This is a genomic window from Myxococcales bacterium (genome assembly GCA_016699535.1).
In the GTDB taxonomy this organism is placed as follows: domain Bacteria; phylum Myxococcota_A; class Polyangia; order Polyangiales.
In genome coordinates this window covers 1,185,991-1,204,577 of the sequence record CP064980.1, presented here as the reverse complement: position 1 = coordinate 1,204,577, position 18,587 = coordinate 1,185,991, and the positions used below count along the sequence as shown (strand labels likewise).

Below are 18,587 nucleotides of genomic sequence, written 5' to 3'. Positions count from 1 at the left end.
GCTATTTAACTCTATTCCTTAAAAAAACAATTTACTTGATCAACGCTTTGCCGTAATCACCATAAGCACACAGGAGGATGGCATGCTCAAAGAATTCAAAGAGTTCGCACTTAAAGGCAACGTTGTTGATATGGCTGTTGGTATCATTATCGGTGGAGCTTTTGGAAAGATTGTAAGCTCCCTCGTGCAAGATGTGATCATGCCACCGATTGGTTTAATCACCGGTGGAGTGAATTTCTCCCAACTCTTTTTCAACCTTGATGGCAAAAGTTACGAGTCTCTAGACGCCGCGATCAAAGCAGGCGCGCCCATCGTCAAGTATGGAGCCTTCATCAATACGGTCATTGATTTTACCATCATCGCTTTTGTGATCTTTATCGTCATCAAGCAGATGAATCGCTTCAAAAAGAAAGAAGAAGCTGCGCCTGCCGAACCCCCAAAACAGGAAGTCTTGCTCGCGGAAATTCGCGACCTTCTAAAGAAAAACTAGGCCCGAGATCACCGCTAAAAGACTACTATTTCACTAAAGGCCCAGCCGGTGTTTGGGCGGGTGCTGCTCCGTTTCTTTCAGCCTTGTCTTTGACTTCGCCAAGGTAGTTGGGTAGCTCCACACCTGCCATAGCGGCAATCTCATGCAAAGGCGGCAGGCTGCGAATCAAACTCGAAACAAAGTTTGATGTCGAGGAACCTTGCCCAGTTGCGCTTCCTGAATCCCACACGGTGATTTTGTCAATCTTGAGATTCTTGATTGCTTCGACTTGTGTACTCACAATGTTTTCGAGTTTTTCGATCATGAGCAAGGTAGCTGCGGACTTAGCATTTCCTCCCGCGCTATTCACCAACTCGCGGTAACCCAAAGCTTTTGCTTCAAGTACTTTGCGTATACCTTCAGCCTCAGCCTGGTAACGCGCCAAGATGGCATCTGCTTCACCACGTGCTTCTCTTCGCAGCTTTTCAGCTTGAGCTTCAGCGGCGATTTCGATTTTGCGTCGCCCAATTTCTTCGCGCACCACTTCCTGTGCGGTGAGACGCTCTTGCTCAGCACGGTATTGCGCTTTTTGAATCTCAACCTCGGCATCGCGACGTGCCACTTCACCACGCTGCAGCGCTTCGGCTTCCTTTATCGCCAATTGTGCATTGTAGTCAGCAATCGAAGCTTTGGCTTTGTTTTCGCCATCAATAGCCTGCGCTTCTTGTTGTTGCACAAACACTCGTTGCTCAGCCACCGCTTGCTTTTCACCCTTGATAGCTTCAGCTTCTTGTTGCTGCACATAAATTCGCTGCTCGGCCACCGCTTGCTTTTCACCCTTGATAGCTTCAGCTTCTTGCTGCTGCACGTAAACACGCTGTCCGGACTCTGCAGCTTTTCTGCCCTTCTCGGCTTCTGCTAAATTTTGCGCGACGCGAATCTCACGTTCGCGGTTAGCTTCGGACTGACCAATCGCACCAAATTTCTCTTGTTCCGAAACATCAACCGCTGCTTTGTTGATGGCTTCAGCTGCCGCTTTTTTACCGATGCTTTCGATGTAATCGGATTCATCGGTAATGTCAGTAATGTTCACGTTGATAAGATAAAGACCAATTTTGTTAAGCTCGGGTTCGACATTTTTTCGGATGGACTCCAAGAAACTTTCGCGGTCTTGGTTGATCTGCTCAATGGTCAGCGAAGCAACTGTTAGACGCAGTTGACCAAAAATGATTTCCCGAGCCATGTCTTCTATGTGTGCCTGCTGCAAGCCGAGCAAACGCTCAGCAGCATTGTTCATAATGTGCGATTCGGTACTGATACCCACAGTGAAAGTGCTCGGCACGTTAATGCGAATGTTTTGCAGCGACAGCGCATTTTGAAGCGGAATGCTGATCGTCATTGGCGTAAGCGATAAATACGCATAGTCCTGCACCAATGGCAGAATTAACTTACCGCCGCCATGAATGCATTGAGCAGACTGCCCCACACCAACGCGACCGTAAATAACCAAGATCCGATCAGACGGGCAGCGACGGTAGCGCGAAGCAAGGTACATCAGAAAACCCACAACGATGGCTACCGCTGCCACGACCGCTATCACTGAAATTGTCATGTTCTGCTGCACACTCTACCTCTTGTTCTTATTCAGCCTATTGCCTGTACGACGAGTAAGTTACTGTCGATCACTTGAATCACTTTAACTCGGCTGCCAGAGTCCAAAACTTGATCGCCCTTTTGCGTTGCTTCAAGCACACGCATCCGTCCTTGCACTGAAATGTTTACTTTACCTTGCCCCTGGGGGGGAATGCGCAAATAGACCGTACCTTCTGCGCCAAGCGTCGAATTGAGATCAATGGTGCCGCTTGATTGCAGATTTACAAAAATCGAAAAAAGTTTTCCAATAAGCCATGACATGCCAAAGCCGGCAGCAAGAGCCAGAGCAATCGCCATCACAGCACCGAGGCCGCTCTCCCTTGAAACGGCTAAACCCACCAAACCAAACATGGTCAAAAAAGCAGAGATGCCCTGAAAAGATAAAAGAGTAAAACTCAAATCAGCTTCGCCGGACAGTTCCGTGTCGGTATCGACATGCATGTCCGTATCGCCTTGCACATCAAAACTATGACTCGCGCCGATGAACTGCAAAAGAAGCCATGCGATGAAAGAAGCACCGCCAATCATCGCACATAGCAAAAATACCCATTCCAGACTGGTCCATTGCGCAAATGCGGTCATAGTCAAGTGAGTATAAACCGCCGCATAAAGCTTTCACAAGCATCTAAAAGTGCCTACCTCTTCATTCCCAAGCTCCACCGGAAAGCCCATCCAACTGGGAAAACAAAGCATTGCTCTTTTACTGCACATGCCAAACATGACTTGTTTTCGGTAAATTAATGCCAACATTGGCATGTTTCAGCGTGTCTAATTGACAGTACTGTCATACTGGCGTTCGCACGCTTTTGCGTTCGAGCAAACCTTGGACTCACGCATCACGGTCAAATAGTCCATGAGCTGTTTCATTTCTTGGGCACTAAGCTCGTTGAAGTCCGGCATGACACTGCGCGCTCGGAAGCTACGCGGTCCCTGGATGTATGCACGAATAAAGGTCAGGTCCAGGTACTCGGTCACGTTCAGTGGAACGTTTAGTTCAGGACCCAAGCTTCCTCCAGCCAAGTTGATAGAGTGACAAGACATGCAATGCGTTTTAAAAATCGTATAACCGGGCGTCATGCGCTCTTCATGATAAGGAAAAGCCGCATCGTAAACATTGCCATTGACTAACTCGATGCGCAGCAACTGATACGGCCATGGAAGCTTTTCATCGTCGTGACTCGACTTCCACACCAAATAAAAGGGAGCTGGTGTCATCAGGCGTTTGCCTTTGCGGAAATTGACCCAGCGCTTGCCCTCCGGCGCCTCGAGATCTTCATAAGCCACCACAGCATTGCGCATCAAGTCACGGTTCACATCAAGACTGGTCATGTAGCCATCGGCAGCGTGAAAGCGAAGTTGCAAGTCGTCGCCATCGAGCACATTTTGCGGAACAACGGAAAGCAAATCAAGCAATGCATAGCCGCGAAATCGCTTGCGCCCACCATGATAAGCGGGATCATTGACCACGTCGATATCAACAGGCTGCAGGGTCTTGAATGCACCCTGGGCTTCAAGGGTCATCAGGTCAAGCTCAGCCAAAGCCTCGGGCGTTTTATTCTTGCTCGCTGCCTTCGAAGAAGACTGCTCCGATTTGTGGCCACAGGCACTTAGAGCAGCCGCAAGACAGCATGCGCCAAAAACCCAACATACTAGAGAAGATCGCGAAAATCTCATGGCTCTTACATAGGCGCTTTACATCACTTGCTCAAGCGCCTATCACTCCAACATGCGAATTTTTTTTGGAACTGTTTTATTGCTATCGCTTCTTAGTTTAGCTACTTGCCAAAAAAACCAAAATCAAGAGCAAGCAAAAAGCGAGACCGCTAAAAGCGCTGAGCCCCAAGCAAACACTAGCCCGCCGGTAAGCGTAAGCCTGATAAGCCATAGCACGGAAGAGCATGGTAAGTTGACTGGCATCTATTTTCAGATGCAGCCAAGCTGGCATATTTACGGGCCCCATCCAGGCGACAGTGGCCTGCCAACCAAAGTCACTTGGACTGCGCCACAAAACTGGACGGTATCCAAAGCGACTTTTCCCAAAGCCGAGCAATTTAAAGCCCCGGGCGATATTGTGACCTATGGCTATGAAAAAGAGACGCTGATTTACAGCAAATTGCTACCGACAGACAAAACGCAAGACAATGTTGTGGATCAAGGCCCACGTAAGCTGGCTTGCTTGCAGTGCCGAGCGTTGCGTGCCAGGCGAACAAAGCATTGAAAGCAACTTGGCCGAGGATTTACCCACCGAAGCTTCGACCGCTGTACTATTCGACCGCTTTTTAGCACTACCAACCGAAGGATAATTTCAATGAGGAACAAGGCCATGCAAAAAGCGATACAACCGCTGCTCTACGGACTACTTCTAAGCCTTTGGATCGCGCCCTACGCAGCGCACGCCGATAACACCAAAAAGAGCGATGGCAACAAGGGCACGGCAAGCGCACAAGTTGGAAGGAAAGCGCCAGCCATCGAGCTATCCGACCTTTCCAAAAAAGGACACAAGCTAAGCGACTATTCCGGTAAAATTGTGGTGCTTGAATGGTTTAATCCAGAATGTCCTTTTGTGAAATTTGCACATAGCCAAGGACCACTCAAAGATCTTGCTAAACAACTGGCCGGCGAGGATTTGGTCTGGCTCGCTATCAATTCGAGCGCTCCAGGTCGTCAAGGGCATGGCATTGAAAAAAACCAGATTGCCAAAGCTAAATTCAAGATGAACTATCCAATTCTAATGGATGAAAGTGGGCAGACTGGGCGGAGTTACGGAGCTAAAACCACACCGCACATGTTCATCATCAACGCAAAAGGCATCTTGGTGTACAAAGGCGCTTTGGATAACGCCCCTCTCGGTACCATTTATGGCAAAAAGCACATCAACTACATCAAAGACGCAGTCACCGCGCTGCGCAGCAACAAAGCCATAGAACAAGCTCAAACCAATGCCTACGGTTGCAGCGTAAAATACTCTCGATAAAACAACTACGCTTCATTGGGTACAACGATTACTGGTACATTCGAAGTACGCACTACTTTTTCTGCCACACTACCCAACAAGACGCGGGAAAGTTTGGCGCGCCCGTGGGTGCCCATGATAATCATGTCGACATCCAGTTCGTCTGCAATTCGCAAAATCGCTTCGTGAGGTAGTCCGCAAAGAACGTGGGCCTTCATCGTAACGCCATAGAAACCGCGTTCACTAATAAAGCGATTGACCGCTTCCTCAGAAGCAGCTTTGAGCTTGCTGCCAAGTTCATCACCCATCACGAAGCCTCCGTCTGGGACAACGTACATCGGAAGCTGGTAGATATGCACAACGTGCAAGGTGGCTGACAAACTCTCGGCCAGCTTCGCCGCAAAAGCCACTGCTTTGTCGGAATTTTCGGAGAAATCAATCGGTGTGAGAATATGTTTAACCTGCATCGGAGCCTCTTGAATTGACTATTTTTACAAAGACAAAAAGTATGGCTCATTGTACCATAGGCTTAACTTTTAGTCAGTGAGGTCGCTATGGGTGAGCAGGGCAAAGTAATCATCGTCGGAATGGACTTTTCCGAGCCCGCGATACGTGCATTAGAGCTTGGAATTCATTATGCCCAGAAACTCGAGGCCCCCATTCATGTGGTTCATGCCTACGATATTCCTCGATTGCCGACAGGAAATACGGCTGAGGTCGAAAAGTCTTTCACGACTTGGCTTGCCAAAAACTCAAAAGAGCAGCTGGATGCTTTACTCGATAAGTACAAAAGCAACGACGTTGCCCTGTTTGGCGATATGGTCGCTGGTGATCCCGCAACGAAGATTTGCGAGACCGCTAGAAAGTATGAAGCACAGCTTATTATCGTGGGCACCAAAGGACACAATGTTGCCTACCGAGCCTTACTTGGAAGCGTTGCGGACCGCGTAATTCGCACATCCCAAAGACCTGTACTCATGGTGCACTAGGGCTTGCTAGCGGCCGATTGATACTTCCAGACTCGAGCCTTTTGCAACAACTCGATATCCTGGATGTTGTCCAGCTTCAAAGAAAACCGAAAGCTCAGCGTAGTCGCCGTGGTTCAAGATCATCGCCCGAGCAACCTGTGGGTTTGCTTCAGCAATGGGACCGGCTTTGTCAAGCGAGAGCGAACCCGGTATCCGTACTCGGAAACCATCAGGGGCTTTGCTGCCCTGCAGATCCTTTACAGTTTGTGACATACGCAAAGTGTAGCTGCGCGCACCTCGAACGCTGCCCGCACCAAAACTCGGACCGCTCGAAGAGGCCGTTGCTTGTACCGGTTCAGCTTTTGCTACAACACGAGCTTTAGGAGCTCTTTCAACAACCGAGGGTCGACTGTCACTTGCCTGTGGGCGTGAAGTACTCTTTGCGCTTTGCTGCAAAGTTGGATAGCGTGTGGGTGAGACCGGGCCTGCTTCGTACGACGGCGCAGGGAGAGCGGACTCAAGCAAAGGATCAACGCCCGTATTGGCCCTTGCTTCTAACTCTTCGTTAGCACTCTCAGCTCCGTCAGCAAAAACTTCTTCTTCAAAGACTTCTTCTGCGACGGGTGAATTGTCTTCAGCTTCAACCGAACTGACTCGCTCTTTATCAACTTGCTTTACGACTTCGGTCTGCTTTGAATGTCCAAACGCCCACATGAGCAAAGCGCCAAGCAGCATCGCGCTGCCGGCATAAAGCCAGGTCTTGGGAATGGCCAGAGCAGCGCCGCGTGCCATATACATGGGTCGCGACAATACTTTAGCCTGCCTTGGCGCAGGTGAAGTCTTGCGACGTTTTACCGCACCCACTCCCGGCACGCGCAGACCCATCTGAGAGCCGAGAACTTTCAAAAAGGACAAGCCAGTTCACATTTTTTTACTGCCACGTGAGATGCTTTTGCTTTGACGCTTACTTGACAGCTGATGGATGCGCTCCCGTAACATGGCCGAACGCGTGCTAAGATGAGCCACAGTTTGCACAGCCGCGCGAGCTAGTCCTGTTTGCACACGACCCAACATGGTCGAATCTCGCTGAAACAGATAACTCTCTTTTGTAGGAAAGCTAGCCGATATATCGTCTTTCTTTGTCTGCTTTTCCGTTTCAAAAGCATGCACGCGTTGTTCTTCGCGCTCTTGTTGGCGTTGCTCTTGGTATTCTTCCTCACGTTCCGCTTGCAGCGCCTTCATCAGAAGCTGAGGCGCGCTGTTATGCACAGGCGTCGGCATGTCTTCATAGTCGAAGGACTTCTGCTCAACGATAGGCCCCTGTTTTGACAGATCAAGCGGCGGAGGCTCTGGAGCCTCCAGATCTTGAACGGTATCCGGGCTCTTATGTGCAACACTTGATGCTGACCCGAAATCATCGAAGATCACACCCAGGCACAACTTCGGCATATTTCCGACCATCTGTAGGTCAACAGAAGCGAGACGCCCTGCTTTTTGTCCCCACTCTGAATCCGCTACCTCAACACCCGTGTGAATTCGCAAAAAAGGCAAGTCTTGCTCAAGAATCACGAGATCTTTGGCTTGATGAGCCATGCGCGTCAACACGGGGGTGCGGAGATGATCAATACGTAGCTCCGTTGACATACTGAAGTCAGCCAAACGCTGATCGGCCTCGTCTAAATCATCTTTTTGACGAACTCCTGAAAATTCTTCCTCGAAATCCTCACCGGAATGACGTTCAGCGAAGTCGCGTACCCACTGTTCGATATCGGGATCGACTTGCGCAAACCGTACGCCAAACTCTCCCATGTGAGAGCCACTATCGCTGATCCAAACCACTTCGCCTTCTGCTTCAACGCCTGGTGCTCCCGGCTCAACTTGAAAACGACAGCGAAGCCAAGAACCAAGCTCGGGCATCATCGGCGCGCGTACCTTGAGACCGCGTGGTGATAAATCTACTCCATCTGCCTCAACAGCAGCATCAAATGTCTGATTTGCGAGCTCAACGGATGCGTTAAAGGGAATACGGGGCTCATGCTGTATTCGCCGATCCACTGCTGCTTGCATAACTTTCCTCCCCATCTGGGCCAAATGGCCTTCAAAAACCCTGGAAAAAAAAACGTAAATCCGGCTAATCCAGAGGCCTCTAAGAACCACTATGCCTTGGCGCACTTTAATGTGTCCAATTTTCTGACATTGTCCTACATCTCACTACCTAACCATGGTCCGTTTGATAGCAAAATCACGTGAAAATCAGGGAGAAAGCGCCTCTCGCCTGGAGTACAGCTTTGAGCAGGACCGTATTGTGATTGGGCGAGGGCGCGGCGCCGATGTGAGGCTGCCGCAACTGTGCATCAGTATTCATCACGCAACTCTTGCAAGGCAAGGGGAGCAATTCGTCATTATCGACCACAATTCCACTAACGGCACCTGGCTCAACGGCGCGCGGCTCCATCCGATGCACCCCAAGGTCCTGTGCACAGGTGATTTAGTCACGGTTGGAGATTTTCTGCTTGTTTTTCACAACAACCAAACAGGTCACGCCCTTACGAACACCGAGCACAGCGCGGAGATGGCTAGACGAATTGTACGCGATATCCTTTCGACGACCCAAGGCCGTATCCCGCGCCCCAAACTCATCTTTACGCAAGGGCCTCAACAAGGGCGCAGTGTATTGCTTCCGGCGGCTCCTGCTCGACTGATTGTGGGGCGGAGTGAACACTGCGATATTCCGTTGTCAGACGCCGACGCTGCCCGAGAACACCTTGCTTTGCTTTGCAAAAGCGAAGGCTACCTTGCTGAAAGCTTACTTGAAGATGGTGAGCTTAATATTAACGGCAAATTGCTTCGAGAGCGCCTCTTACAACACAACGATGTTCTCACTGTCGGCAAAAGTAGCCTTCGCTTTGAAGACGCTGCCGAAGCGCTTATTCAAGAACTCGACGGCAAAGAAGATCAGACACTAAAAATCGAACCAGGTGTTCCAGCCACCGAAGCACTTAGCCCCAAAGCCAGTGAAACAGCGATTCAACTTCCCCCAAAAGCCAATGTATCGGCAACCCTCGACTGGATCATTTACAGCATCGCAGCCATCGTCATAGGCCTAAGCATTGTTGGCTTGGTTTTGTTGTTCAGCAATCCCTAGTACAATATTGACTTAGAGCGGTAAACGTTCTTGAAGATTGCCACGACTAAGTAGCCACAAGAACAAAGGACAACCAATCATGGCTGTTACAGCACCTACAGGAGCTTCGCTCCCCAGCCAGTGAAAAAGCATGCGCGCTCCCAAATCAGCTAAAACCAGAAAAGCGCCACCGGCAAAGGCACTGACGGGCACAACCCAGCGGTGATCGGGGCCTAGAACGAGTCGTACCCCATGGGGAACAACAAGACCCACAAAACCAATCATGCCGCAAAAGGAAACCACCCCTCCAACTACAAGTGCTGTGGCAATAAACAAAATGCTTTTGATGCGCTTTAGCTCCACGCCCAAATGATTCGCTGCGCTGTCACCCAAACTCATCAGGTTCATACGGCCTGAAAGCATCACCATAATTGTGCTACCAACAAACACATAGATTGATACAACCCCAAGGATAGACCAGGGTTCGTAGCCAATCGCGCCAACTAGCCAAAACAGCAACTCATGCGCCTGGGTGGCACTCACCAGAAGCTTAATGAAAGTAATCGCTGCAGAAGCAAACGCGTTCACCACGATGCCCGCCAAAAGCACACCCGTCACACTCAAACTATCGCTTTTGGTTGCAATAAAATAAACAAAGGCTGTAGCAGCTAACGCTCCAACAAAAGCACCCATCGGGAGAAACAAAGCTCGGTTCACCGACGCACCCATCACTAGTACCAAGGTCCCGCCAAGAGCTGCACCACCACTGGTCCCAAGCACATAAGGATCGGCCAAGGGATTTTTAAGCAAGGCTTGCAACGAAGCACCCACAACGCCCAAAGCAATACCGCACAAGGCGCCCATCACGACCCGAGGAAGCCGTACCGAAAACAGCATCACGCGATCAGGGTTCTGCACCAACGAAGAATCGAATGCTCTGGATAAATTAATAGGCGTTTCGCCTATCGAAGTGGCAAGCAACATTAACCCCAAGAGCAGCAACAATCCCGAAACCAATACCAGAGTAAAACGTCGATGCTGCGAGCCCATACTACGCTGCATCGCAACAATTGCGCTCGAAAAGGATCCGCAAGCCATCGAGTGTCAGGTTATCGTCGAGTTCTTCAATGGTCGTTGATTCACTGTGGATGAGCCGTGCAAGACCACCTGTGGCAATCACTGCACACGGAAAATTAAGTTCCTCTTTTAATCTCGCAACAAGGCCATCGACAAGAGCAACGTAGCCATAGACAAAACCCGACTGCATAGACTCTAGCGTATTGCGCCCAACCACACGTTGCGGTTTGCGTATCTCCGCACGAGGAAGCTTAGCTGCTTTTTGAGCCAAAGCTTCTGCTGACACCCGCACACCAGGTGCTATCACGCCTCCGAGATATTCTCCCTTGGGAGAAATGCAATCAAAGGTTGTCGCCGTACCAAAATCAACCACGATCGCTCCACCCCCGAAACGCTCGAACGCTGCAACGGCATTGACGATGCGATCGGCGCCCACCTCCTTCGGGTTGTCGTACAGAACCGGCATGCCAGTGCGAATCCCAGGACCCACAATTAAGGTTGTTACCGAAAAGGTTTTTTCTATAGCAATTCGAAAGGTCTCTCCAAGCACCGGGACAACAGATGCCATGATACAGGCATCAATGGCACTCGGAGTCAAATCGATCTCACGCATAAGCTGAGAAAGAAGAACGCGATACTCGTCGCTCGTGCGACTACTGGCCGACTCAACTCGAAAATGATGCACAAGCTCTTTACCACGATACACCCCGAGGACCGTCTGCGTGTTTCCAACGTCTACCGCAAGGAGCATAATTAACCTTTGGGCGTGAGCGACAACGCTCTTTGGATTAGCCCGCCAAAAGTTGTGAGGCTAACTTCCGCACCTTGTCCTACCGAGGTTGCGATCGGTACACTCGGTGGCAACACCGACGCCGCTTCAATGGTTTCATGCAGAGATGAGCTCAGAGCAGCCATGTGAGGAATCGCACGTACGGCTGTGGCATCGTTCGACATTGGAGCAAAATCATCTTGCGGCGGAGGTGCGACGAGTTCGTCTTCGGTAATCGCCTCGGAACCCATTGGAGGACCAATTAGAAAATCATCTGTGGTTCGTTCAGCGGCTACTCGGGAAAGAATAGGTATATCTGCCGTGATTTCCCCTCTATCGATTGGCTCGGGCACGGGGAGATCTTCGGTGATCTCAGTGAACTCACTGATTGAGTCCTCCTGCGCAGCAATGGCTTCGGCAATCGAGCTATAACTATCACTTCGTTTGCGCTTGAAGCTCTCGGGACCAGGCGGCCGTGACGGCTCAGGAAACAACGGTTGCGAGGTTACGGAATGTCGACGTTGTTGGACACGGCCCAAAAGCTCATTTAGACGTAGAATCTCTTCACTCATGCGACTGCACCTAGTTTGGAAGCAACTTCAGGAACACTGTGGCCTTGTCGCGACCATCCCCATACGGTCTCAGCGATATTGGGATTGACCACAACAAAATGACCGGCATCCTTAAGGGGGACACACGCCACATCTGCTTGAGATAAACTGGAGAAAAAACCACCCAGCAACGCAGCTGCAGCCAGATTTTCCTCATCAACATCCGGCAGCCCTTCGAGCACAGCAATTAAAACATCACCCCAACGCTCCAACTGCAAACGCCCCCAACCACATAGTGCAAGCACACTCGCTGCGTGCCCCAAGACTGTTTCAGGCGCCAATTCCCGCGCATCGCGTCCGAGAGAAGTCATCACCAAACTAGCCAGATCTCTGCCAAAATGTCTGAGTGCGGTAAGGTCACCCTTAGCCACCGCAGCAGCTATCAATGAGGCTGCTGTTTTGTCTGATAAAACCACCATTCGTCGACCTTCACGCGTGCGAACTTGCCCCATCGCGAGATCAAACTCGTAAAAACCACCGGGATCGAATAATGGTGTATCCATAATAGACGGTTTAGAAGGTTGAGTGGGTTCGTGTCAAATGCCTGTCATACAAAACGCAAGCTCGTAGTGCAAAAGCTTTTACCATACCTGCTAGGATTGGTGCCTGTTATTGGCACTTGTAGCTCCGAAGGGGCTCAATCCACTGGCCTAGGAGCGCTGGCCGACATCATGGCCAGCGATATGGAAGAGCATAGCACCGTCCGCGAACTTTCTATACCTTTTGGGGATCGGCTAAGCCAAAACGAAACGGCCACGCTATCGTCTGCGCTCTACCCTCTGAGCGTACGAATACCGCCAGGAGTGCCCCTATCGGATGCCCAATTCGCGCTCCAACGATTGGAGCAAAGTTATCTGCAATGGAAAGCGCGCCACTGGCCAGAGCCTGTTTATGGCAGCGCTGAAGGCTATGTTGTGTATCTCGACGATAACACTCATGCATGCGCTGAATTTACCGTTGAAGCTATCGAACATCAAAAAGACGTGGATGCGGCTAGAGGTTTCGCCACGGTATCCATTCCAAAACACCGTGAAGGGCTTATTCCGTGCATCTATAAAGCATTCGCGCTTGGCTCACTTTACCGACTTGCCCCTTACATGAATCCGAAATGGAAAGATGCCTCAGCAAGCTATCTTGCATGGCAACTAAGCGCACGAGACGATTTCACATCGGGAACTCTTAACCTGCAGGCTCAACCATGGCACGGCTGGTTTGGTCATTCTTTTGAAACGGGGAACGAATCGGCACATCTTTGGGCATTGATTGAAAAACGAAAGAAAGCATTCCTAGGAGACTATTTCTGGGACATGTGGGATCGTGCGCGCTTTGTTTCGATCAATTTTCAACACCGAAATAAAAGCTTTGATTTGTGGGAGATCATCGAAGCCGAGCTAAAAGCTTCCTCGCAGACCTTACCGAAATTCTTAACTGAGCTGGCACTCGATCGCGCTACAATTGATCGCGATCGGCATCGGGTCGGATTTAGTACTGAGCACGATATCCTAATGCCAACTACAGAACTTTTTGTTCAACACTTTCTAAAGAGTGGTGAGCTTCCCACAAAAATTAACGATGTGGATCCCCCACTCGAAGCGCTGGGTAGTGCCTATTTCTCAGTCAACATACAACAAGAGCACCGTGGCAGAGCCATCGGCGTCTGGCTCAAAGGAGAACATGGAGTGAACTGGTCCTTATCGGCCGCTCGGCGCGATGCGACGGACTATGAAATCAGTCGGATATACAGCCCCGAACGTAAAAACATTCCTATTTATCTTCTCATAGAGACCACGCCCCAAACGCAATCGCTCCTGATCGCCGTTACAAACCTATCGTGGCGAGAACCCAACGTGGCCTACCCCGACTCAAGCACTCGCAGTTTTTCACTCACCGTTGACTTAGCAGAAAGTAAAACACCAAATCCTTGATAAAAGGATGATCAGTCCTCAACGCGCTGTTGAATCTCGAAAAATCACGAGCTGCCTGATAATAAGATCGTCTGGCAATCGTTTTTCCACGGCCTCGCTGAAAGCGCTTCTGGCTCAACAACACAGCTAACATACGGTCACGTAAACGTCTTGGTACGACAAATCGTGCAACAATCGGTTCAAAAAACTCTTCGAAAGCTTGGACACGATCACTCTGACCTGAAGAGTCTCAACTAAAGCATCAAAGAAAAGCGCATTCATTAAGACTGCCTCATCGTACAAGGTACCTTGCGTGGCAGCCTTATCGATCTCGGCAAGTCTCTGCCAAATGCGGTAATCGTGCACGCTTTGCTCTTCAACATAAGGCATTAATTCTGGAAGAATGACACTAAGAAGGCCACTATCCCAAAGCAAATAGAACGCACGCTGCGATGCGCCACACCGCAAGAGCTTCAACAGTTCTTCAAACAAACGAGGCTTGGCCGCACGCGCGAGCTCGTCTCGAAAAAAAACCATGGCCTCATACACTTCGGGAGCAATACCGGCATCAAGTCGCGCGGCAAACTTTACAGCACGCAGCATGCGTACGGGATCTTCTTGAAAACGAATGCCTGGGAAACCAATCGTACGAATTACCGGCGTGTCTAAGTCCGGCATGCCATCAACGTAGTCGATCACTTCTTGCCGTTTCACATCGTAATACAGAGCGTTGATTGTAAAATCTCGACGAAGTGCGTCTTCCTCTGCATTGCCAAACACATTGTCATGCCTGATGAGTAAATCACCTGCATCGGATCCATCGTTGCTCGCACTGGGATCTTTGCGATAGGTGGCTACTTCAATCACTTTTTCGCGGCCGAAAACCACATGGGCCAAACGAAAACGCCGACCAATAATGCGGCAACGACGAAAGCTTGCCTTAACTTGTTCAGGAAGAGCATTGGTAGCAACGTCAAAGTCTTTCGGCTTATGTCCCAGCAACAAGTCCCGGACGCAGCCTCCGACAAGATAGGCGTCATAACCTCTGGCATTGAGTTCCTTTGTCACCGAAATTGCGTCACTATCGAGTAACTCCGGATCAAAGCGTTTAGGGTAAACCTTTGGATTGTCTAGCTTTTTTTTTACCATTGCAGAACCGAGCCGCCTGGTCTTTACCGCACTTTTCTCTCTTTGCCAAAGTGAGACCTAGACCTGGTTTTTAGCAGTAATTCCCCTATCTGGGCTATGTATGGAGCCGTGAACTCTCTGAGCCTACAGCAAGCCGCCGGCCAGGTTCTTATTGCCGGCTTCATGGAAAACGAGTTGCCCCAAGACATCGTCGAGGCCATCCACTCGAAAAGTCTGGGCGGCATTATTTTATTCAAGCGAAATATTCAAAATCTGGAGCAAACACAATCACTTCTGCATAACGCCCATAGCTGCGCTCCCGAGGACGCACCAATTCTAAGCTCGGTAGATCAAGAAGGTGGTCGGGTAAGCCGCCTTAGCGCTCCGTTTCTGCAGCTTCCAGCCATGCGTACACTTGCTCAATACAACGACCCTGGGTTTACAGAGCGGTGCGCATTTATCTTTGGAACACAGCTCCGAGCACTTGGTTTCACGATGGACTTTGCGCCCGTGCTCGATATCCATACCAACCCGCAGAACCCTGTCATTGGCGATCGCGCTTTTGGCGAAAACGCGGAGCAAGTGATTGAGCATGGCGGTGCATTTGCAAGAGGTTTAAGGCAAGCAGGAATACTGTCTTGCGGAAAACATTTCCCCGGACACGGCGATACCATCTCCGATAGCCATGAAACCTTGCCTCGGCTCGAGCATTCACTTACGCGACTCAAAGCAATCGAGCTTGAACCATTTCGAACTCTGGCCACTGCGGTTGATGCCATCATGACCGCACACATTATATTTCCGGAGCTTGATTCTAAGTATCCCGCAACACTTTCGCCAAGCATTCTCGCAACACTGGCGCGACAATATTGTTGCTTTAATGGAATCATTATCAGTGACGATCTCGACATGAAAGCAATTTCAAACAACCACTCAATTGCAGACGCTGCTGTGCTCGCTATTGAAGCAGGTTGCGATGCCTTGCTTGTATGTCAGGATCCACAGAGCCGTTTGAAAGCACAAGAAGGACTACGCAAAGCTGCTGAGAAGTCTCTTTCTTTTGAAAACAAATTACGTGCCGCAGTGGACAGATTCAGCACTCTGCGAACAAAGCAGCATAAAAAAAAACAAGTCAGGCTAAGCCTAGAGCAGAGCCTGAACTTGCCAGAGATCAATGAGGTAAAAAAAAGGTTGGAATCTGTCTTATAAAGACATGCTGAGAAGACAAACTTTGACGTTTATTCCGTCCATTCAATCGTAAGCTCAGCGGCTGTAGCCGATCCCTGTGCATAGTCCCATACGCCAACCTGCGCCTGTTCTGAAAGCGAATTACCACCACGTATCCAAAGCTGTACGTAGGCATTCAGTGCAAGACCGCCATATTTGTCAACAAGCGCTTGAATCAACACACTCAAGTCAGGAGTCGTTTCCCAACGTTGTTGTGGCGCCTCGAGCCAGGGCAATTGGTGATTGGCATTCCAAGATACCGAAAGACCAGGGTAAAGAGAGCGACCTCCTGTGGCATAGGGGTCATCACTAATCCCTTGCACCGCTGAAGGGTTAGCTGAATCTTCGAGATGAATGACCAACCAATCTTGGCTGCTCTGCCATACCCCGTCGGTTCCTACACTATAGCCCTTCATCGTGGCGCTTGTCACATTGGCTTGAGCAGAAATAGCTTGTTGCAGCTTAAAACGAAAGTAGCCCCAGTACATCTCGCCAGACCATGTTCCCATAAAAATGCGGTGAGCAAAGGCTGCTCCTGAAGAGCTTTCTCCTTGCGGATAATAAGAAGTTTCGGTCACTTCGCCATCGTCGCCATCGGTCGCTATTTTAATCGTTTGCGTCTTCGGCACCGGATCACCTGCATCGGGAGAAAGTGAACTATCAGTGGAAGCATCATTGATAGCAGCATCGTTGGTAACGACATCCGTACTACTATCCATCGAGGCATCCAAGACGCCAGCGTCCGGATCTAGCTCATCTTTGCTGAAACCAAAACTACAGTAAGTCAGCAACAAACAAGCAAAATAAATACAAAAAACACGTGATATCAAAAAGGCCCGCCAGCTATAGATAGGTAAAGGTTTCCACACTTAATCATCTGCAACCTTTAGCTTTCATATTAGATCCACTGACGCCTCCCGCTAGCTACTTACGCTCCCTTTCAAGAAAGCAAATCATATGGATCCAATGAAAAAGCCCAAAAACAGGCTTGAATAAGCGTAAACAAGAGGCTAAACCGTCTGCCTTGCAGGTCTACGGAAATACTCATGGACTAAGTCCGACGCAACTCAAGTCACTGGAACGGCTTTATCGTCGACGTGTGCCGTTTGAACAGCTTACCACACCTGAACTTACCAGTTTGCTCTGTAGTGTATCGCACGCAACGCGCAGACAAATCGGGGTACTTATCGACCGCTCAGGCGAGGTCGAGTTTGTCATCGTCGGCGATGCAACTAAAATCATGCTACCGGACATTGGCCGCCTGCGTGCTGCTCAAGGTCGATTTAGAGCTTTGCGATTAGTTCACACTCACTTGCGAGGTGAAGAGCTTACACGCGATGATCTCGTTGATTTAACACGGCTACGTCTTGATTTAGTCGCAGCGATCATTCTTTCAAGCAGCGGGAGTCCATCAAAAATTCACTACGCGCACTGCATTCCAGTTCCGGAAGACAGTAGCGAGGAACCCTTCAGAAAATTCGGACCCACACCCTACGGACGCCTCGACTGTAATCCCGCCCAAATAATCACCGCGCTTGAAGCAGAATACACCCGGGCAAGTCGCATCAGGCATATCCAAGCCAAAGACGGTCGTGCGATTTTAGTGCATGTCAGCGATAAAACACATGCTTCCCACGTCCACGAATCGCTTCAGGAACTCAAAGAACTCGCACGCACTGCGGGGGTCGACGTAGCTGATACCATCGTTCAGATACGCGATCGTAAAGACCCCAAATATGTACTCGGGAAAGGCAAACTTGAGGACGTAATTCTTCGAGCGATGCAACTGGATGTCGAAGTACTTATCTTTGACTGCAATCTCAATCCCAATCAAGCCTCCGCCATCTCAGCCGTATCCGACTTAAAAATTCTCGATCGCAGCCAACTCATCCTCGATGTTTTTGCCCAGCATGCTCAAAGCAGAGACGGTAAACTTCAAGTTGAACTGGCTCAAATGCGCTACTTGCTCCCACGCCTCGGAACGCGAGATGACGCGCTTTCAAGGCTTACTGGCGGCATCGGAGGCCGTGGACCAGGCGAAACCAAGCTTGAAATCGGCCGTCGCCGTGCATACGAGCGAATCAGTCGACTCGAAAAGCAACTCAAACAACTGGGAAAGCAACGCATCCAAAGACGGAGCAAACGACAAAAGCATGGCATCCCCATTGTCGCGATTGTGGGCTATACCAACGCTGGAAAAAGCACCTTACTTAACGCGCTTACACATAGCGACGTTCGCGCTGAAAACAAACTTTTCGCCACCCTGGATACACGTTCACGCCGACTGCGTTTTCCCGAAGAAAAAGAAATCATCATCACCGACACGGTTGGTTTTATTCGAAATCTACCGAAAGACCTATGGGCGGCTTTCCGAGCCACCTTTGAGGAAGCCATTGATGCTGACCTTATTTTACATGTTATTGATGCCTCGGATCCCTCTCAAGACCAACATATCGAAACCACAGAAAAACTTCTTTCTGAACTCGGTATCGACCAAACGCCGCGCATCATGGTCTACAACAAATCAGATCAATTGACCGACACTGAGATTGGTGCTTTACAACAGCGAACGGAAACGGTCGTCGTTTCTGCGCTGATACTTGGCTCACTGCTTCCATTACTTGAACTACTCAAAAGCCGACTCATCTTGCAACAACTCTCGACACTCGATCCGAGTAATCCAGTAGAAAATCATTGAGCACCA

The 18,587-nt window shown here is 49.9% G+C and carries 21 protein-coding genes; 8 read left to right on the top strand and 13 right to left on the bottom strand.

The window, feature by feature from the left end; translation table 11 throughout:
* The first annotated feature begins 82 nt into the window (after nucleotides 1–82).
* Complete coding sequence (gene mscL / locus IPJ88_05720) at nucleotides 83–490, top strand: large conductance mechanosensitive channel protein MscL (GenBank protein ID QQR91228.1); 408 nt, start codon at nucleotides 83–85, stop codon at nucleotides 488–490.
* A 25-nt stretch (nucleotides 491–515) separates the two neighbouring features.
* On the opposite strand, the gene IPJ88_05715 is transcribed toward mscL, so the two are convergent.
* The 3 genes from IPJ88_05715 to IPJ88_05705 form a co-directional block, all read right to left on the bottom strand.
* Complete coding sequence (locus tag IPJ88_05715) at nucleotides 516–2,081, bottom strand: flotillin family protein (protein ID QQR91972.1); 1,566 nt, start codon at nucleotides 2,079–2,081, stop codon at nucleotides 516–518.
* Nucleotides 2,082–2,113: 32 nt separating this feature from the next.
* Complete coding sequence (locus IPJ88_05710; GenBank protein ID QQR91227.1) at nucleotides 2,114–2,704, bottom strand: hypothetical protein; 591 nt, start codon at nucleotides 2,702–2,704, stop codon at nucleotides 2,114–2,116.
* A gap of 186 nt (nucleotides 2,705–2,890) precedes the next feature.
* Complete coding sequence (locus tag IPJ88_05705; protein QQR91226.1) at nucleotides 2,891–3,796, bottom strand: cytochrome c; 906 nt, start codon at nucleotides 3,794–3,796, stop codon at nucleotides 2,891–2,893.
* Between the two features lie 52 nt (nucleotides 3,797–3,848).
* Here IPJ88_05705 and IPJ88_05700 point away from each other — a divergent pair, with 52 nt between their 5' ends.
* On the top strand, nucleotides 3,849–4,340 hold the full coding sequence (locus IPJ88_05700; GenBank protein ID QQR91225.1) for a hypothetical protein: 492 nt from the start codon (nucleotides 3,849–3,851) through the stop codon (nucleotides 4,338–4,340).
* Nucleotides 4,341–4,445: 105 nt separating this feature from the next.
* A complete protein-coding gene (locus tag IPJ88_05695) occupies nucleotides 4,446–5,096 on the top strand; it encodes a redoxin domain-containing protein (GenBank protein QQR91224.1) in 651 nt (216 codons plus the stop codon).
* Nucleotides 5,097–5,101: 5 nt separating this feature from the next.
* Here the strand turns inward: IPJ88_05695 and IPJ88_05690 are convergent, their stop codons facing one another.
* Nucleotides 5,102–5,542, bottom strand: a complete 441-nt coding sequence (locus IPJ88_05690; protein QQR91223.1) for a universal stress protein — start codon at nucleotides 5,540–5,542, stop codon at nucleotides 5,102–5,104.
* An 87-nt stretch (nucleotides 5,543–5,629) separates the two neighbouring features.
* Here IPJ88_05690 and IPJ88_05685 point away from each other — a divergent pair, with 87 nt between their 5' ends.
* Entirely contained in the window at nucleotides 5,630–6,064 is a 435-nt protein-coding gene (locus IPJ88_05685) for a universal stress protein (protein QQR91222.1), read from the top strand.
* Between the two features lie 6 nt (nucleotides 6,065–6,070).
* Here the strand turns inward: IPJ88_05685 and IPJ88_05680 are convergent, their stop codons facing one another.
* Nucleotides 6,071–6,958 (bottom strand): hypothetical protein, encoded by an 888-nt coding sequence (locus IPJ88_05680; protein QQR91221.1) that lies wholly within the window; start codon nucleotides 6,956–6,958, stop codon nucleotides 6,071–6,073.
* A 6-nt stretch (nucleotides 6,959–6,964) separates the two neighbouring features.
* Nucleotides 6,965–8,110: a PilZ domain-containing protein gene (locus IPJ88_05675; protein QQR91220.1), complete on the bottom strand. Its 1,146-nt coding sequence runs from the start codon at nucleotides 8,108–8,110 to the stop codon at nucleotides 6,965–6,967.
* 154 nt (nucleotides 8,111–8,264) lie between these two features.
* On the opposite strand from IPJ88_05675, the gene IPJ88_05670 reads away from it, so the two are divergent.
* Nucleotides 8,265–9,188, top strand: coding sequence for an FHA domain-containing protein (locus tag IPJ88_05670; protein ID QQR91219.1), 924 nt, complete (start codon nucleotides 8,265–8,267; stop codon nucleotides 9,186–9,188).
* Nucleotides 9,189–9,200: 12 nt separating this feature from the next.
* On the opposite strand, the gene IPJ88_05665 is transcribed toward IPJ88_05670, so the two are convergent.
* Genes IPJ88_05665 through IPJ88_05650 form a run of 4 tightly spaced genes read right to left on the bottom strand, consistent with a single transcriptional unit; the run spans nucleotide 9,201 to nucleotide 12,127 of the window.
* A complete protein-coding gene (locus IPJ88_05665) occupies nucleotides 9,201–10,229 on the bottom strand; it encodes an iron ABC transporter permease (GenBank protein QQR91218.1) in 1,029 nt (342 codons plus the stop codon).
* On the bottom strand, nucleotides 10,219–10,995 hold the full coding sequence (locus IPJ88_05660) for a type III pantothenate kinase (protein ID QQR91217.1): 777 nt from the start codon (nucleotides 10,993–10,995) through the stop codon (nucleotides 10,219–10,221). The genes IPJ88_05665 and IPJ88_05660 overlap by 11 nt, the downstream gene beginning before the upstream one ends.
* 2 nt (nucleotides 10,996–10,997) lie before the next feature.
* Entirely contained in the window at nucleotides 10,998–11,585 is a 588-nt protein-coding gene (locus IPJ88_05655) for a hypothetical protein (protein QQR91216.1), read from the bottom strand.
* On the bottom strand, nucleotides 11,582–12,127 hold the full coding sequence (locus tag IPJ88_05650) for a hypothetical protein (protein QQR91215.1): 546 nt from the start codon (nucleotides 12,125–12,127) through the stop codon (nucleotides 11,582–11,584). The genes IPJ88_05655 and IPJ88_05650 overlap by 4 nt, the downstream gene beginning before the upstream one ends.
* 96 nt (nucleotides 12,128–12,223) lie before the next feature.
* Here IPJ88_05650 and IPJ88_05645 point away from each other — a divergent pair, with 96 nt between their 5' ends.
* Nucleotides 12,224–13,549, top strand: coding sequence for a hypothetical protein (locus IPJ88_05645; protein QQR91214.1), 1,326 nt, complete (start codon nucleotides 12,224–12,226; stop codon nucleotides 13,547–13,549).
* Here the strand turns inward: IPJ88_05645 and IPJ88_05640 are convergent.
* Both IPJ88_05640 and pcnB read right to left on the bottom strand, forming a co-directional pair.
* The gene (locus tag IPJ88_05640) at nucleotides 13,509–13,724 is read right to left on the bottom strand and encodes a hypothetical protein (GenBank protein ID QQR91971.1); all 216 of its coding nucleotides are present in this window, start codon (nucleotides 13,722–13,724) and stop codon (nucleotides 13,509–13,511) included. The genes IPJ88_05645 and IPJ88_05640 overlap by 41 nt on opposite strands.
* Nucleotides 13,676–14,677 (bottom strand): polynucleotide adenylyltransferase PcnB, encoded by a 1,002-nt coding sequence (pcnB, locus tag IPJ88_05635; protein ID QQR91213.1) that lies wholly within the window; start codon nucleotides 14,675–14,677, stop codon nucleotides 13,676–13,678. Before pcnB ends, IPJ88_05640 begins: the two co-directional genes overlap by 49 nt.
* Before the next feature lie 108 nt (nucleotides 14,678–14,785).
* On the opposite strand from pcnB, the gene nagZ reads away from it, so the two are divergent.
* On the top strand, nucleotides 14,786–15,865 hold the full coding sequence (gene nagZ, locus IPJ88_05630) for a beta-N-acetylhexosaminidase (protein QQR91212.1): 1,080 nt from the start codon (nucleotides 14,786–14,788) through the stop codon (nucleotides 15,863–15,865).
* A 29-nt stretch (nucleotides 15,866–15,894) separates the two neighbouring features.
* Here nagZ and IPJ88_05625 read toward each other — a convergent pair whose 3' ends face one another.
* A complete protein-coding gene (locus IPJ88_05625; protein QQR91211.1) occupies nucleotides 15,895–16,602 on the bottom strand; it encodes a hypothetical protein in 708 nt (235 codons plus the stop codon).
* 305 nt (nucleotides 16,603–16,907) lie between these two features.
* On the opposite strand from IPJ88_05625, the gene hflX reads away from it, so the two are divergent.
* Entirely contained in the window at nucleotides 16,908–18,581 is a 1,674-nt protein-coding gene (gene hflX / locus IPJ88_05620) for a GTPase HflX (GenBank protein ID QQR91970.1), read from the top strand.
* The last annotated feature ends 6 nt before the right edge of the window (nucleotides 18,582–18,587 follow it).